Origin of the sequence: Stenotrophomonas sp. AB1(2024) (assembly GCF_037482345.1) — a bacterium.
In the GTDB taxonomy this organism is placed as follows: Bacteria; Pseudomonadota; Gammaproteobacteria; order Xanthomonadales; family Xanthomonadaceae; genus Stenotrophomonas.
On the sequence record NZ_JBBHKO020000001.1, the window covers coordinates 675,840 to 690,378 of the forward strand.

Here is a 14,539-nt window from a genome sequence, read left to right on the forward strand (position 1 = left end):
TCGTACTAGGGTTCAACGGGCATGCGTTGGTGTCTGCGAGTATAGCTCCATGCCGCGCCGCCCCTCCCGAGGACACCCCGTTCAATCACGATGCGGTCGCTTTCGCGTCGTGGTCAATGAGCTCCTTCAGCAGCATCCGCTGCCAGGATGACAGTCCGGATTCGAATGGCACACTGGTGCCCAGCATCGGGACGCCGTTGGCGTCGACCAACAGCGCCAGCTGCGCGGACAGGAAGCTGCGCATGCTCGACAGCTGCCAGGCATACCGGGGCAGGTCCCATGGGTCGGCCGCATGCAGGCGCATGCACACTCCGTCCATTTCCAGCAGCATCTGCACGCGCAACGACGTGTTCAATGGGGTACTTCCGGCCTCAATCGACGTGATCAATGCGTTGGCGGCGACAATGGCCTCGTCGCGGTCGAAGTTGTCCGCGGCGTGGTCCAGCCGCCATAGCGCCCCGGCCGCCTGGCTGAAGCGGGCCAGCGCGGTCGGCGGTTCCAGCGCGGCAACTTCCAGCGACAGTGGGCGCCGCAGCGATACGGTGCCGGCAGGCGGAGCCATCATGCCCGCCGCCCGTCGCGCCACCTCGGCGAACGCCCGGCCATCATGCGGATTGTCGGCCAACGGGCCGCGCGCCGCCTCCTGCAGGCCAAAGCGGACCTGCACCCATTCCGCTTGCCGGTTCAGCCAGCAACCATAGTAATGGCTGCTGTAGGTCAGGTAATCCTTGAGCTGCTTTTCCAGCGGCATGCCGTGGTACTCGCTTTGACGCTGATCCCACTCGCCACGCCAGGGCTGCCGGGCCTCTTCAAGGATCGGTTTGATCACGCGCGCCACGGTGAACTGCTGCGCATCGGCCGGCATGATCCGGCCGCCCCGCGTGTTCAACAGGGCAAGGCGACGCAGATACTGCACGCCATACTTGGACACCAGCGCCAAGGTGCGGGTCTCCCACGTCGTCACCAGGTCCGGCTGCGCCTCCATCAGCGTCTGCAGTGTCGTGAGCAGCGCGTCGGCGGCGGGCCGGGGGATGGGCAGGCCATGCGGGCGGGTCAATTGATGCTCGGATGCGCGCAGGGTGCTGACCAGTCCGAGCGCCAGCGTTGCCGCCTCGACGGTATGCAGCGGCTGCTGGCGCAGCGCAGCCTCGAAGATCGGCGCCAGGTGGTCGGTAATCACTTTGCTGCTGACACGTTGCAGCGGTGGGTAATTGATCAGCTCACCGAGGTGGAACATGATCACGCTGACATTTTCCAGGGTGAACGCCTCGCGTGCGGCAAGCACGTCGGCACAGCGGTGCGTGGCGCGGATCAGCCGGTGGCTGTCGCAGGCCAGTTCGCCGCTGCGGCGCACCAGCTGGCACAGGATGTTGAGCGCCTTGCCCAGGCACATGTTGGAGATACGCTGCTCGTCGGCGGTATCGCAGAAGCCGATGCTGCCCACCAGAACACGGCTGAGCGCGTCCAGATCGGCGTTGATCGTGGAGAAATCGCCCTGCTTGACGATGTTCCGGAACAACGCCAGGACGATCCGGTCGGCCTCGGTCGTCCGCCCGCTGCTCGCAGTCAATGACGCATTCGACGCGAGGCCGGGCCACGACGCGTTGAAGACTTCGGCCGGCACCGGCGCGCCAGCCGTCTGGAACATCGGGGATTCAACAACGGCAGGCGGCTGCTCCTGGCCGGCAGCATGTGTGATGACCGAAACAGCATTGACGTTCTCCACGGCGCGCCCTGTTATGTGTGTGTAAGGCGGCAGCATAGCGACGCCTGCAGGCCACGCCGCATTGGAATCGACCAAGTTGTGACAGCATCAACAGACGTGGCCGGATAACGCGCAAATAACGTCACCATCATGCGCACCTGCTCCCGAGTGGCGACGCCCACCATTACCATGCACGTCCAGATAGGCATGGGATGCATGGCCAGCTAGCGCTCACCTTCACAGCTGTTGAGTATGACCAGCAGGGACCTCTGCCACGAGGAAAGCCCCGGGGTGGCCGGCAGATCGGCCCCCATCAGTGGTTGCCCATTGGTACCCACCACCTGCACCAGCTGCGCGGACAGGAAACCGCGCATGCTGGAGAGCTGCCAGGCGTAGGAAGGCGTGCTGGATGCGGTAATGGCCAGGTGCTGGCACACCGCATCCATGTTCAGCAGCATCTGCACGCGCTGCGCCTGGGTCAGTGCCGTCCGGCCGCTTTCAATGGACGCCACCAGTGTATTTACCGCCGCAACGGCATCCTCGCGGTCAAAGCGATCGGCCGCGCCCCCCTGCCGCTCCAGCACGTCTACAACCTCATTGAAGCGTGCCAGATTCACTGGCAGCGACGACGATGGCTCCGCTGCCATGGCAACGTCCTCGGCAAGCGCACTGTCAGGCCGTGCCGGGGCGTCAATCCCCCCCTCTTCCCTGGTCGGGTCATCTACGCCCAGCCACGCGACCTGGGAAAAACGAAGTTCTCCGCGCGGGTTGTCCGGCAGCGGACCGCGAGGAGGCTCGGCCAGTTCAAAGCGCGCCCGGATATGTTCCGGTTGCCCGGCCAGCCAGCGGCAGTAGTAGCGCGTCGCATAGGCGAGGTAGTCCCGGATCTCCTTTGCCTGCGACAGACTGCGATATGCACTGTTGCGGTGATCCCATACCCCGCGTTCTGGCCGCCTGGCTTCCTCGATAACAGGTTTAAGCAGACGCGCAGCATTGAGTTGCATCGGGAGGGTGGCGTTCTTCAACGTCCACCGCCTGTCCATGGCCCAGACACGACTTTGATACTGCACGCCATATTTGGCCACCAACGCAAGCGTCTTGCTCTCCCACCTCGCCAAAAGGCCAAGCCGAACCTCGATCACTGCAAACAAGGAGATGAGCAACACATCCGGTGCAAACCGTGGCAGCGTTCCGCCCCGGTATGCATGTACTTCGACCTCCGATGCCCGCAATGCGCCGACCAGCCCAAGCGCCACAACGGGACAACCACTTGCCTGCACCGGTGCCTCCTCCAGCATCTGCTGGAGGCGCCCGACCAGCAATTGACTGATCACGTCGCTGCTGGCCTGGGCAACCGGCGCGTGATTGATCAGCCCTCCCAGGTGGAACATGATCACACTGAGGTTCTCGATCGTGAATTCATCGCGGGCCGTGAGCACCTCCAGGCACCAGTTGACCGCACGCCTCAGCAAGGCGCCATCGCATGGCAGCCCGCTGCCATCGCCCACCAGGCGGCACAGAATATGCAAGGCCTTGCCGACATAGACATTCGAAATGCGCTGGTCCGACGCAAGATTGCCGACACTGGCCGAGTCAGCCAGTGTTCTGCAAAGCTGCCTAAGGTCAACATTGAGGGTGGATAGATGGCCGCGTTTAACGATCTTGACGTAGAGACGCCCGACCCTGGTGTCAGCCAGGGTTTCCTGTACGCAGTTCTCGTGGACCGGGACCACCGGCATGCCAGTCAGGCCCCCGGCATTGGCGATGCCCAGCAGCTCCGAGGCCAGCATACGGTCATCGATCCGCGGGTCGCGCAGCGGCCGTGGCATTGCCGTTCGGGTACGCAGCGCACGGCCGCCGGTCGGTATCGTGCCCACACTGATGTTGTCCATGCCATGCCCTCTCATCAGGGCATGCCGACGCCCGCGTGCTGAGCATAGCGGCCCGTCGCGGAATGACGCCGGCACATGTTCCAAGCTGTGACCGCCTTGGCGAACGCCAGGCGTCGAACGTGCCGGTCGCGTCAGCGATAGCGGCACGCGCTTCCCTGCCTGGCGGGAGCGGCGCGCCGCTCCCGCCACCACGTCAGTCGGCCAGGCCGCGCAGCAGGTCGTTGACGCTGGTCTTGCTGCGGGTCTTCGCGTCGACCTGCTTGACGATCACCGCGCAGTACAGCGAGTGCGAGCCGTCCTTGGACGGCAGCTGGCCGGACACCACTACGCTGTAGGGCGGCACCGAGCCGTAGCTGATCTCGCCAGTGGCGCGGTTGTACACGCGGGTGCTCTGGCCAAGGAACACGCCCATGCCGATCACGCTGTGGTGGCCGACCACGAAGCCTTCCACCACTTCCGAGCGGGCGCCGATGAAGCAATGGTCTTCGATGATGGTCGGGCTGGCCTGCAGTGGCTCGAGCACGCCGCCGATGCCGGCGCCGCCGGACAGGTGGCAGTGCTTGCCGATCTGCGCGCACGAACCCACCGTGGCCCAGGTATCGACCATGGTGCCTTCGCCGACGTAGGCGCCGATGTTGGTGAAGCTGGGCATCAGCACCACGTCCTTGCCGAAGTAGCTGCCGCGGCGCGCGATCGCACCGGGCACCACGCGTACGCCGGCCCGGCGGAACTTCGCCTCATCGAAGCCGGCGAAGCGCGATTCCACCTTGTCCCAGAACGGCGCCGGGCGCGCATCGACCACGGCCATGTCGTTGACGCGGAAATACAGCAGCACTGCCTTCTTCAGCCACTCGTTGACCTTCCAGCCGCCGTGGCCATCGGGCTCGGCCACGCGGAATTCACCGGTTTCCAGCCCGTCGATGACGCGGCCGACCAGCGGCTTGGTCGAGCCTTCGATTTCATGCAGGGTCAGCGTGGCGCGGCGTTCGAAGGCGCTTTCAATGCCGAACTTGAGTTCTTCCACACCCGGGCTGGCCGGCTTGCGCAGCGACTTGCGCGCGATGTTCTCGGCGCGCTTGGCGGCCGTTTCGGCAGCACTGCTGGCCGCGGTCTTCTTGACCGGCGCCTTCTTCACGGCCGGCGCAGCTTTCTTCGCAGCGGTCTTCTTCACAGCCGGCGCAGCGGCAACAGTCTTCTTGGCCGCCGCGGTCTTGGCGGCAGTCTTCTTGGCAGGCTTGGTGGCCATCAGTGGGGGTCTCCGGCTTTTCGATCAGGGTCCAGGCACGTCAGCATGGCGTCATGCAGCTGCTGCCTGGCGGTTTCGGTCAGGGGGCGGTCGTGCTCATCACTGATCACGAACATGTCTTCGGCGCGCTCGCCGAAGGTGGCAATGCGCGCATCATGCACGCGCAGGCCCTGGTTGCGCAGCACGAATGCAACATCGGCCAGCAGCCCGGGGCGATCGGGCGCGACCAGGCTGAAGCGGGTGCCGCCGGTATCGTTGTCGTTGGCATCGCGGAATTCGATGCGTGGAGCGAAGCGGAAATGCCGCAGCTGGCGCGGCACCACCCGCCGCGACGGACGCAACCGTGACAGATCGCCGGCCAGCGCCTCGCGCAGCGCCGCTTCCAGCCGCGACGCATCGCCGTCGGCGAAGCTGTCGGCCGGGGTCACTTCGAAGGTATCGAAGATGGTGTCGACCGGGCCGTCCAGCACGCGCGCACGATGGATGCCGTAGCCTTTGCGGTCCAGTGTCATCACGATCGCGGCGAACAGGCCGTCGCGGTCGGGCGAATGCACGAACACTTCCAGCGCATCGTCGTCGGCGGTGATCCGGCGCACCTTGACCAGGGTCTGACCCTGCTTGACCGGCACCAACGCAGTGGCCTGCCAGGCCAGCTGTTCCGGGCGCAGGCGGATGAAGCTCTCATCCGGCATCACGGTGAACTGGCGGTCGATGGTGGCGTCGTCGTAGCCGCGCTCGCGTACGAGCGTACGCACCGTCTCGCGCGCTTCGAGCACGCGTTCTGCCGCCGGCATCTGGTTTTCCAGGCCATCGCGCAGCGCGCGGCGCGCGGCGAAGTACAGGTCGGCCAGCAACCGATCCTTCCAGGTGTTCCAGAGCTTGGGGCTGGTGCCGGCAATGTCGGCGCAGGTCAGCAGGTAGAGGTAATCAAGACGGTCGCGACTGGTTACCAGCGTGGCGAAGCGACGGATCACGTCCGGGTCGGAGATGTCCTGCTTCTGCGCGGTGACCGACATGCGCAGGTGCTGCTCGACCAGCCACGCCACCAGGTCGGTATCGGAGCTGCTCAGCGCATGCGCCTGGCAGAAGTCGCGCGCGTCGACCGCGCCAAGTTCGGAATGGTCGCCACCGCGGCCCTTGGCGATGTCATGGAACAGCCCGGCAAGCAGCAGCAGTTCCGGTTTGCGCAGGCGCGGCCATACCTCATGCGCGATGGAGAAGCGTTCGTCAGCGCGGCTGCTGGCGAACAGGCCGATGTTTCGCAACACCATGAGGGTGTGCTGGTCCACGGTGTAGACATGGAACAGGTCGAACTGCATGCGCCCGGAAACCTGGGCGAAGGCGGGAATCCACTGCCCCAGCACGCCCAGCCGGGCCATGCGCGCCAGGGTATCGACAGCGCGCGGGCTGCGCAGCAGGGCCATGAACTGATCGCGCGCCGCCGCACTCGCCTCGGTATAGGCCGGCAGCTCGGCCAGCGCTTCGGCCAGCGCCCGCGCGGTGAGCGAATGCAGGCCACGCACATCCGGGTTGTAGGCCCAGCTGGAGAACAGCGCGAACACCTGCTCCATATCGCCCCGCGGCCAGTGCGGATCATTGGCGGCCAGGTAGCCCCGACGCAGCGAGAAACCCACGCTGACCGGTTCGGGCACGGCCTCGCCATCGAACTGTTCTTCGAAGCGCTGCAGCAGGCGGTCGCTGATCCGCCGCACCACAGTGGCGCTGCGGTAGAAGCCCTGCATCATCTTTTCGACCGCCAGGCTCTCCACGTCGTCGGCAAAGCCGAGCCGCGCCGCCAGGGTCTTCTGGTAATCAAATCGCAGCCGCTCTTCGGGACGGTTGGCCACCAGGTGCAGGCCGAAGCGCAGCTGCGCCAGTGCGCAGCGTTCACGGCGCAGCGCGGCGGCCTCGTCCGGACCGAGGTGGCCCAGCCCGACCAGCGCCTCCAGTTCGCGCACGCCGAAAGCGCGCAGCGCCATCCAGCCCAGCGTATTGAGATCGCGCAGCCCGCCCGGGCCGTCTTTGATGTCCGGTTCGAGGTTATCGGCGGTGTCGCCGAAACGCTGGTGGCGGGCCAGCAGCTCCTCGCGCTTGGCCAGGAAGAAGTCGCGCGGCGGCCACAGGCCATCGCTGTTGACCGCCCGCTTCAACGCCTGCCGGGCGGCATCGTCGGCGACCAGCGGGCGCGACTCGATCAGCGCGGTCAGCACGGTCTGGTCGGCGCTGGCCTGCACGCATTCGTGCGCGGAGCGCACGGCGTGGCTGACCGGCAGGCCGCAATCCCACAGCAGGGCGAACAGACGCGCGAGCGCGGCCTCATGGCGACGCTGCGCCTCGGGCAAGCCGAGCACCAGCAGGTCGATGTCCGAACGCGGGAACAGCTCGCCCCGGCCGTAGCCCCCCACGGCAAACAGCGCCAGCCCGGCATCGGCCGGAACGCAGCGCTGCCAGGCCAACCGGATCAGGTGGTCGGCGGCGCGGGCGCGCAGCGCCAGCAGCCGCTCGATGTTGTCGCCCTGGTCGAAGCGGCGGTACAGGCGCGCATCGGCCTGCTGCAGGGTCTGGCGAGCCTCCGCTGCCCACCCGGGGTCGGCAATGGCGTCGGCCGGCGCGTCCAGAGTCGGGCTCGCCGGCAACATGCTCAGACCTGCGATTCGCCGGGCGACAGGGTCAGCACGTCCACGCCAGTCTCGGTGACCGCGATCATGTGCTCCCACTGCGCCGACAGCTTGCGGTCCTTGGTGACCACGGTCCAGCCATCGGGAAGCACCTTGTTGTAACGGGTGCCCTCGTTGATCATCGGCTCGATGGTGAAGGTCATGCCCGGCTGCAGCACCAGGCCCTGGCCCGGACGCCCGTAATGCACCACCTGCGGTTCGTCGTGATAGACCTTGCCGATGCCATGCCCGCAGTACTCACGGACCACGCTGAAGCGCTCGCCTTCGGCCAGCGACTGGATCGCGTGGCCGATGTCGCCCAGCGTCGCGCCCGGCTTGACCGCGCGGATGCCGGCCCACATCGCCTGATAGGTGGTATCGACCAGGCGCTTGGCCATCGTCGACGGCGTGCCGACGAAGTACATGCGGCTGGTGTCGCCGTGCCAGCCGTCCTTGATCACGGTGACATCGATGTTGACGATGTCGCCCTCCTTCAGGACCTTGGCTTCGCTCGGGATGCCGTGGCAGATGACGTTGTTGACCGACGTGCACACCGTCTTCGGGAAGCCACGGTAGCCGACGTTGGCCGGCGTGGCCTTCTGCACGTTGATGATATGGTCGTGGCAGATGCGGTCCAGCTCTTCGGTCGTCACGCCCGGCTTGACGTACGGGGTGACGATGTCGAGCACTTCGCTGGCCAGGCGGCCGGCGACGCGCATCAGTTCGATTTCCTCGGGTGTTTTCAGATTCACGCTCATGGCGCCCATTATCGCCGATCCGGGGCCATTCTGAACGGGAACCGCTGGAACGCTGACAGCCCAGGTTCGGGTACAGCGGGGGCCACGGACGGGCGAGGCCGGGCCGGAACCCCCTCGCCGCCGCATCGCCAATTGCGCCAAACCCATTTCCCCGGCTATAATCGACCGGATTTCTTCACGCCCTGAGCGCGGGAAACCCGTCAACACCGGACGTCACCGGTGAATCCACACCTGCCGCCCATATCCGTGCCGGGGTGCTCCGCGAGGAGTTCGGACACGGAAGCGACAGGGAAGCCAAACCCCGGAACCTCCCGCCTCACGGCGGACCGCCCTTCTATTACCCGTGGCGGCCGGTTCCCCATCAGGAGTATTGCAATGCCCCAGGTCACCATGCGTCAGATGCTGGAAGCCGGCGTCCATTTCGGCCACCAGACCCGTTACTGGAACCCCAAGATGGGCCAGTACATCTTCGGCGCCCGCGGCAAGATCCACATCATCAACCTGGAAAAGACCGTTCCGCTCTTCAACGACGCGATGAACTTCATTTCCAGCATCGCGCAGAAGCGCGGCACCATCCTGTTCCTGGGCACCAAGCGCAGCGCCCGCGAGTCGATCCGCGAAGAAGCCGAGCGTTGCGGCATGCCGTTCATGAACCAGCGCTGGCTGGGCGGCACCCTGACCAACTTCCGCACCGTCAAACAGTCGGTTGCCCGCCTGAAGGAACTGGAAGCCGGCGAAACCGACGGCACCTTCGACAAGCTGGTCAAGCACGAAGTGCTGGGCCTGCGTCGTGAGCGCGACAAGCTGGAAGCCTCGCTGGGCGGCATCAAGGACATGAACCGCCTGCCGGACGCGATCTTCGTCATCGACATCGGCCACGAAGACATCGCCATCAAGGAAGCCAAGAAGCTCGGCATTCCGGTGATCGCGGTCGTCGACACCAACTACAACCCGGAACTGGTCGACTACGCGATCCCGGGCAACGACGACGCCATCCGTGCCGTGCAGCTGTACGCCCGCGCCGCGGCCGACGCCGTGCTGGAAGGCAAGGCTGCCGCTCCGCACGCCGCCACCGTCCGTGAAGAAGAGTTCGCCGAAGCCCCGGCCGCCGAAGAAGCCAAGCCGGCCCGCCGCGCTCCGGCCAAGAAGGCTGCTGCCGACAAGGGCGAAGCCCAGGCCTGATCCAGGCCCGCGGTGGGCGCTTGGCGCCCGCCGCTCCTGTCCGCTGCCGACGGCGCGACGACAGGATGCTGTCACATGGGCCGGCCACCATGCCGGCCCAACCCCTTTCTTTCGTGAGGAATTCCCGTGGAAATCACTGCTTCCCTGGTCAAGGAACTGCGCGAGCGCACTGGCGCCGGCATGATGGAGTGCAAGAAGGCACTCACCGAAGCCAATGGCAACATCGACGCCGCTGCCGAAGCGCTGCGCAAGTCCGGTGCCGCCAAGGCCGACAAAAAGGCTGACCGCGTGGCCGCCGAAGGCCGCCTGGGCCAGGCCCTGGCCGGCGGCAAGGCCGTGCTGGTCGAAGTCAACTCGGAAACCGACTTCGTCGCCAACGACGTGAACTTCAAGAAGTTCGTCGACGACGTCGCCGCTGCCGCCCTGGCATCGGGTGCCGCCGACGTGGAAGCGCTCAAGAGCGCCCCGCTGGCCAACGGCCAGACCGTCGAAGAAGCCCGCGCCACCGCGATCCAGACCCTGGGTGAAAACATCCAGATCCGTCGCCTGATCAAGCTCGACACCGCCGGCAACATCGGCGCGTACGTGCACACCAACGGCAAGGTTGGCGTCCTGGTCGACCTGCACGGCGGCGACGTCGAGCTGGCCCGCGGCCTGGCGATGCACGTTGCCGCGCTGAAGCCGCCGCACAACAAGGCAGGCGACGTGCCGGCCGACTTCGTGGCGAAGGAAAAGGAAATCGAACTGGCCAAGATGTCCGAAAAGGACAAGTCCAAGCCGGCCGAGATCCTGGAAAAGATCATCAGCGGCAAGATCAACAAGATCGTCAGCGAAGTGACCCTGTACGGCCAGCCGTACGTGCTGGACAGCGACAAGACTGTCGAGCAGGTCGTCACCGCCGCCAAGGCAGACGTGGCTGGCTTCCAGCTGCTGATCGTGGGCGAAGGCATCGAGAAGGTGGTGGAAGACTACGCCGCCGAAGTGATGAAGCAGGCCGGCCTGGCCTGATCCATCGCCCCAAGCGATGAAACTTGAAAGCCCGGCGCAAGCCGGGCTTTTTTGTGGGTGTTTTGTTTTTGGTGCCAAGAGCAGCGCTTCAGTTCTTCCGAGCTGGGGAGGCCGTCGGGCAGCCCCGACAGATGGTCGCAGGCGGATACGAAGAGCAGCCACGCAGGGCGTGGCTCTACGCCTTTCCACTGGCCACCGACCAACCGCCGCCGGCCCAAGTGCGATCACCTCGCAGACCAAGGCCTTCGCCTTTGCTCTCAGCCCTTCGCCTGGAACGTAACTTCCTCATACGGCTGCACCACCACCCAACCTTCGCCGGCGAAGCGCAGCTGCAGCGTTTCGCCCGATCCGCGCCCGACCAGCGTACCCAGCGAGATGTCGGTGACGATTTCCGGGGTCAGCGAACCCGACCACGCCACCGTCGCGTTCGGATCGGTGAACACCGGGCCGCCCTGCGCCGTCACCGGCAGCGTCAGCGGCTCGTAATGCGAGGTGATCGCCACGATCCCGTGCCCGCTCAGGCGCATGTTGAACAGCCCGCCCGACAGCATCCCCGCCACCCGGCGCATCATCGTGATCTTGGACTCAACGCCCGTCTCGAACGCCAGTACATCGTTGCCGTTGACGAAAATGGATTCGCCCGCCAACCGCAGCAGCGTTACCTGCTTGCCCGCGTCGGCCAGGTAGGCCCGGCCCTGGCCCTCGATCTTCATCAGCTGCAGCCCCTCGCCGCTGACCATCTTCTTCAGCAACGTCCCCAACCCCTGCTCCAGCAGCCCCTGGCGGGTGAACTTCACCGCCCCCTTGCGCGCCACCATCGAGCCGGCCTTCGCCCAGACCAGCCCATTCACCCGCACTTCCAGCAGGTGCAGGCTCTCGAGCTCGAACGCGTCGACGCTGATGTCCTTTTCGTGCGTGGCGGCAAGGAATTCCTGAAGCGACTTCACGGCCATGTGGTCCATCCTTTTTATTGGAGGCCGAATGGTACCCGCGCGCCTATCGCTTCGCAGCCCCGGACGCCACTTGCGCCCCCCATCCGCCAGCGGATGGGGTACCCAAGACCCCATCGCCCAGTCCACGCGATCCGTCCGCACTCCATGTATTCTTGCCACATCACCTCAGTATTCCCGCCATGCCTCCCGAGCTGACAGCCGCCCTGGCGCTCTGCCGCAACCTGCCCTCGCCTCCCGGCATTGCCCTGCGCATCATCGAACTGGCGCAGGACCCGGAAACCGACCTCACCGCCGCCGCCGATGTCATCGCCATCGACATGGCGCTGAGCGCGCGCATGCTGCGAATCGCCAATTCGCCGCTGTACGCCAGCCGCCGCAGGATCGAGAACCTCGGCCAGGCGCTTACCATGCTGGGCCTCAACGCCACCGTCAGCCTCGCCCTGGGCTTCACCGTCACCCAGGACCTGGTTTCCCCTGGCCAGGGTCAGGACGCGCGCGCGCGCGCCTGGCGGCGCAGCATCCTCAGTGCGCTCGCAGCCAGCCTGCTCGGCCAGGCCCGCGGCCTGCGCAAGGCCGAAGAGCTGATGCTGGCCGGGCTGCTGCAGGACGTAGGCGTGCTGGTGCTGGCCCAAAGCGAGCCCGAGCGCTACCTGCCGCTGCTGCGCCAGGCCCGGGACAACGACGACCTCATCGCCCTCGAACGCGAGCACCTGGCATGCACCCATGCCGAGGTCGGCGCCTGGATGGCCGAGCAATGGGACCTGCCACGCTACCTGGTGGAGGCCATCGCCCGCAGCGAATCCCCGGCTGCCGCCGAAGACAACTTCCAGGCCTGCGTCGCCCTGTCCGGCGCCGTCGCCGACATCTGGCTCAGCGCCGATGCCGATGCCGCCCGCGAACACGCCCTGCAGCTGGTCAACGAGACCCTGAAGCTGGACAGCGCCCAGTTCGACCAGGTCCTGGCCCGGATCGGCGAGGCCCTGCCCGAGATCAGCGCACTGTTCGAGACCACCCTGATTTCCCCGGCGCGCGTGCAGCAGCTGATCGACCACGCCCAGGAACTGGCGACCCTGCGCAACCTGCGCGAAATACAGGATGCCGGCCTGGCCCGCCAGCGTGCCGACGATTTCGAAGCCCGCGCCAACCGGCTGGCCGAACAGGCCCACCGCGACGCCCTGACCGGCGTGCTCAACCGCCGCCAGCTCGAGACCGTGCTGGAACAGGAGTTCCTGCGCGCCACCCGGCATGGCTGGCCCCTGTCGGTGGCCTTCATCGACCTGGACGATTTCAAGAAGATCAACGACGCCCACGGCCACCTGCTGGGTGACCAGGTACTGCGCGAGTTCGCCACCAAGCTGCAGGAACACCTGCGCAACAGCGACACCGTGGCCCGCTTCGGCGGCGAGGAATTCATCGCGCTGCTGCCCAACACCACCGAAGGGGTGGCGCTGGAGGTGGTGCGCCGGGTGCTGGCCAGCATCGTCAGCACGCCAATGGCCGAAGTGGCCGACGGCCCGCTGTTCGTCACCTTCTCGGCTGGCGTGGCCACCCAGGGCGGCTACGAGCGTTTCGCCGATGTTCAGGACCTGTTGAAGGCTGCCGACGACGTGCTTTACCGTTCCAAGAACCTGGGGCGCAACCGCGTGATTGCGCGTTCACCGGGAACCGCCACGGCCTGAATGGAGTCAGGAACCGGCGATTGTACGCTGTGGCAGGGCTGCGCCGCAGTGCAGCAGATTTTCCACGCCGGGTGCCGCCGGTTCCAGTAGAATTCCCGCGTTTTCCACGCATCCAGAGGCCACCATGTCCAATCTCACCTATCGCCGCATCCTGCTGAAAGTTTCCGGGGAGGCACTGATGGGGGATGAGGACTACGGCATCGATCCCAAAGTGATCAACCGCCTGGCGCGCGAAGTGATCGAAGCCCAGCAGGCCGGTGCCGAAGTGGCCCTGGTCATCGGCGGCGGCAACATCTTCCGCGGCGCCGGCCTGGCCGCAGGCGGCATGGACCGCGTCACCGGCGACCAGATGGGCATGCTGGCCACCGTGATCAACGCGCTGGCCATGCAGGACGCACTCGAGAAACTGGGCGCCAAGGCGCGCGTGATGAGCGCGATCAAGATCAATGACGTGTGCGAGGATTACATCCGCCGCCGCGCCATCCGGCACCTTGAAAAAGGCCGTCTGGTGATCTTCGCAGCCGGCGTCGGCAGTCCGTTCTTCACCACCGATTCCGGTGCCGCGCTGCGCGCCATCGAGATCGGCGCGGACCTGCTGCTCAAGGCCACCAAGGTCGACGGCGTGTACGACAAGGACCCCAACAAGTACAGCGATGCGGTCCGCTTCGACTCCCTCACCTACGACGAAGTGATCCGTCGCGGGCTGGAAGTGATGGACACCGCCGCCTTCGCCCTGGCCCGCGACAGCGACCTGCCGCTGCGCGTATTCGACATGGGCCAGCCGGGTGAACTGCTGAAGATCCTGCACGGCGAGAACATCGGCACCCTGGTCCGGGGCCGCGACAACGCCTGAGAGGGGATATAATCGCCCGATTCCCAGTGACATCCAGGATTCGGGCGATGCTCAACGATATCAAGCAGGACGCGCAGACGCGCATGGCAAAGAGCATTGATGCTCTGAAGCACACCCTCACCTCCATCCGTACGGGCCGTGCGTCGCCGTCCCTGCTCGACCGCGTCGTGGTCCGGGCCTACGGCAGCGAATTGCCGCTGAGCCAGGTCGCGCAGATCTCGGTGTCGGAAGGCATTTCGCTGGTCATCAACCTGTTCGACAAGGGCATGATCAAGGACGTCGAGAAGGCCATCTATGCCTCCGACCTGGGGTTGACCCCGAACGTGTCCGGCACCGTGATCCGCCTCAACCTGCCGCCGCCGACCGAAGAGCGCCGCCGCGAGCTGGGCAAGCAGGTGCAGAAGGAAGGTGAAGGCGCCAAGATCGCCATCCGCAACATCCGCCAGGACGCCAACAAGGCGATCGCCGCCCTGATCAAGGACAAAGCGATCAGCGAAGACGACAAGAAGCGCGGCGAAGACGACGTCCAGAAGCTGACCGACAAGTCCATCAAGGATGTCGACAGTGTCGTGGCCGAGAAGGAAAAGGAACTGATGTCGGTCTGAG

General features: G+C 65.9%; 11 protein-coding genes. 5 read left to right on the top strand and 6 right to left on the bottom strand.

Features of this window, described 5'->3' with window-relative positions:
- Positions 1 to 85 precede the first annotated feature (85 nt).
- The 5 genes from WIX41_RS03260 to map form a co-directional block, all read right to left on the bottom strand.
- A complete protein-coding gene (locus tag WIX41_RS03260) occupies positions 86 to 1,762 on the bottom strand; it encodes a hypothetical protein (protein ID WP_339445734.1) in 1,677 nt (558 codons plus the stop codon).
- A gap of 167 nt (positions 1,763 to 1,929) precedes the next feature.
- Positions 1,930 to 3,597, bottom strand: a complete 1,668-nt coding sequence (locus tag WIX41_RS03265; RefSeq protein ID WP_339445735.1) for a hypothetical protein — start codon at positions 3,595 to 3,597, stop codon at positions 1,930 to 1,932.
- A gap of 193 nt (positions 3,598 to 3,790) precedes the next feature.
- Entirely contained in the window at positions 3,791 to 4,843 is a 1,053-nt protein-coding gene (gene dapD / locus WIX41_RS03270; RefSeq protein WP_409187312.1) for a 2,3,4,5-tetrahydropyridine-2,6-dicarboxylate N-succinyltransferase, read from the bottom strand.
- Complete coding sequence (locus WIX41_RS03275; RefSeq protein WP_339445736.1) at positions 4,843 to 7,482, bottom strand: [protein-PII] uridylyltransferase; 2,640 nt, start codon at positions 7,480 to 7,482, stop codon at positions 4,843 to 4,845. The genes dapD and WIX41_RS03275 overlap by 1 nt, the downstream gene beginning before the upstream one ends.
- Positions 7,483 to 7,484: 2 nt before the next feature.
- Positions 7,485 to 8,258 carry a type I methionyl aminopeptidase gene (gene map / locus WIX41_RS03280; RefSeq protein ID WP_409187313.1) on the bottom strand — a complete coding sequence of 258 codons (774 nt, stop codon included), beginning with the start codon at positions 8,256 to 8,258 and terminating at the stop codon, positions 7,485 to 7,487.
- A gap of 375 nt (positions 8,259 to 8,633) precedes the next feature.
- Here map and rpsB point away from each other — a divergent pair, with 375 nt between their 5' ends.
- Positions 8,634 to 9,440: a 30S ribosomal protein S2 gene (gene rpsB, locus WIX41_RS03285; RefSeq protein ID WP_214901093.1), complete on the top strand. Its 807-nt coding sequence runs from the start codon at positions 8,634 to 8,636 to the stop codon at positions 9,438 to 9,440.
- 126 nt (positions 9,441 to 9,566) lie between these two features.
- Positions 9,567 to 10,448 (top strand): translation elongation factor Ts, encoded by an 882-nt coding sequence (tsf, locus tag WIX41_RS03290; protein ID WP_339445738.1) that lies wholly within the window; start codon positions 9,567 to 9,569, stop codon positions 10,446 to 10,448.
- 257 nt (positions 10,449 to 10,705) lie between these two features.
- On the opposite strand, the gene WIX41_RS03295 is transcribed toward tsf, so the two are convergent.
- A complete protein-coding gene (locus WIX41_RS03295; RefSeq protein ID WP_339445739.1) occupies positions 10,706 to 11,401 on the bottom strand; it encodes an AIM24 family protein in 696 nt (231 codons plus the stop codon).
- Positions 11,402 to 11,580: 179 nt separating this feature from the next.
- Here WIX41_RS03295 and WIX41_RS03300 point away from each other — a divergent pair, with 179 nt between their 5' ends.
- The 3 genes from WIX41_RS03300 to frr all read left to right on the top strand — a co-directional run bounded on the left by WIX41_RS03300 (position 11,581) and on the right by frr (position 14,538).
- Positions 11,581 to 13,080 (top strand): GGDEF domain-containing protein, encoded by a 1,500-nt coding sequence (locus WIX41_RS03300; RefSeq protein ID WP_339445740.1) that lies wholly within the window; start codon positions 11,581 to 11,583, stop codon positions 13,078 to 13,080.
- A 124-nt stretch (positions 13,081 to 13,204) separates the two neighbouring features.
- The gene (pyrH, locus tag WIX41_RS03305; RefSeq protein ID WP_102946686.1) at positions 13,205 to 13,933 is read left to right on the top strand and encodes a UMP kinase; all 729 of its coding nucleotides are present in this window, start codon (positions 13,205 to 13,207) and stop codon (positions 13,931 to 13,933) included.
- A gap of 47 nt (positions 13,934 to 13,980) precedes the next feature.
- Positions 13,981 to 14,538 carry a ribosome recycling factor gene (gene frr, locus WIX41_RS03310; protein ID WP_339445741.1) on the top strand — a complete coding sequence of 186 codons (558 nt, stop codon included), beginning with the start codon at positions 13,981 to 13,983 and terminating at the stop codon, positions 14,536 to 14,538.
- Position 14,539 lies beyond the last annotated feature (1 nt).

Coding starts and splice junctions, on each gene's coding strand:
- WIX41_RS03260 (WP_339445734.1), bottom strand. CDS start 1,762: ATGCTGCCGCCTTACACACACATAACAGGGCGCGCCGTGGAGAACGTC.
- WIX41_RS03265 (WP_339445735.1), bottom strand. CDS start 3,597: ATGGACAACATCAGTGTGGGCACGATACCGACCGGCGGCCGTGCGCTG.
- dapD (WP_409187312.1), bottom strand. CDS start 4,843: ATGGCCACCAAGCCTGCCAAGAAGACTGCCGCCAAGACCGCGGCGGCC.
- WIX41_RS03275 (WP_339445736.1), bottom strand. CDS start 7,482: ATGTTGCCGGCGAGCCCGACTCTGGACGCGCCGGCCGACGCCATTGCC.
- map (WP_409187313.1), bottom strand. CDS start 8,258: ATGAGCGTGAATCTGAAAACACCCGAGGAAATCGAACTGATGCGCGTC.
- rpsB (WP_214901093.1), top strand. CDS start 8,634: ATGCCCCAGGTCACCATGCGTCAGATGCTGGAAGCCGGCGTCCATTTC.
- WIX41_RS03295 (WP_339445739.1), bottom strand. CDS start 11,401: ATGGCCGTGAAGTCGCTTCAGGAATTCCTTGCCGCCACGCACGAAAAG.
- WIX41_RS03300 (WP_339445740.1), top strand. CDS start 11,581: ATGCCTCCCGAGCTGACAGCCGCCCTGGCGCTCTGCCGCAACCTGCCC.
- pyrH (WP_102946686.1), top strand. CDS start 13,205: ATGTCCAATCTCACCTATCGCCGCATCCTGCTGAAAGTTTCCGGGGAG.
- frr (WP_339445741.1), top strand. CDS start 13,981: ATGCTCAACGATATCAAGCAGGACGCGCAGACGCGCATGGCAAAGAGC.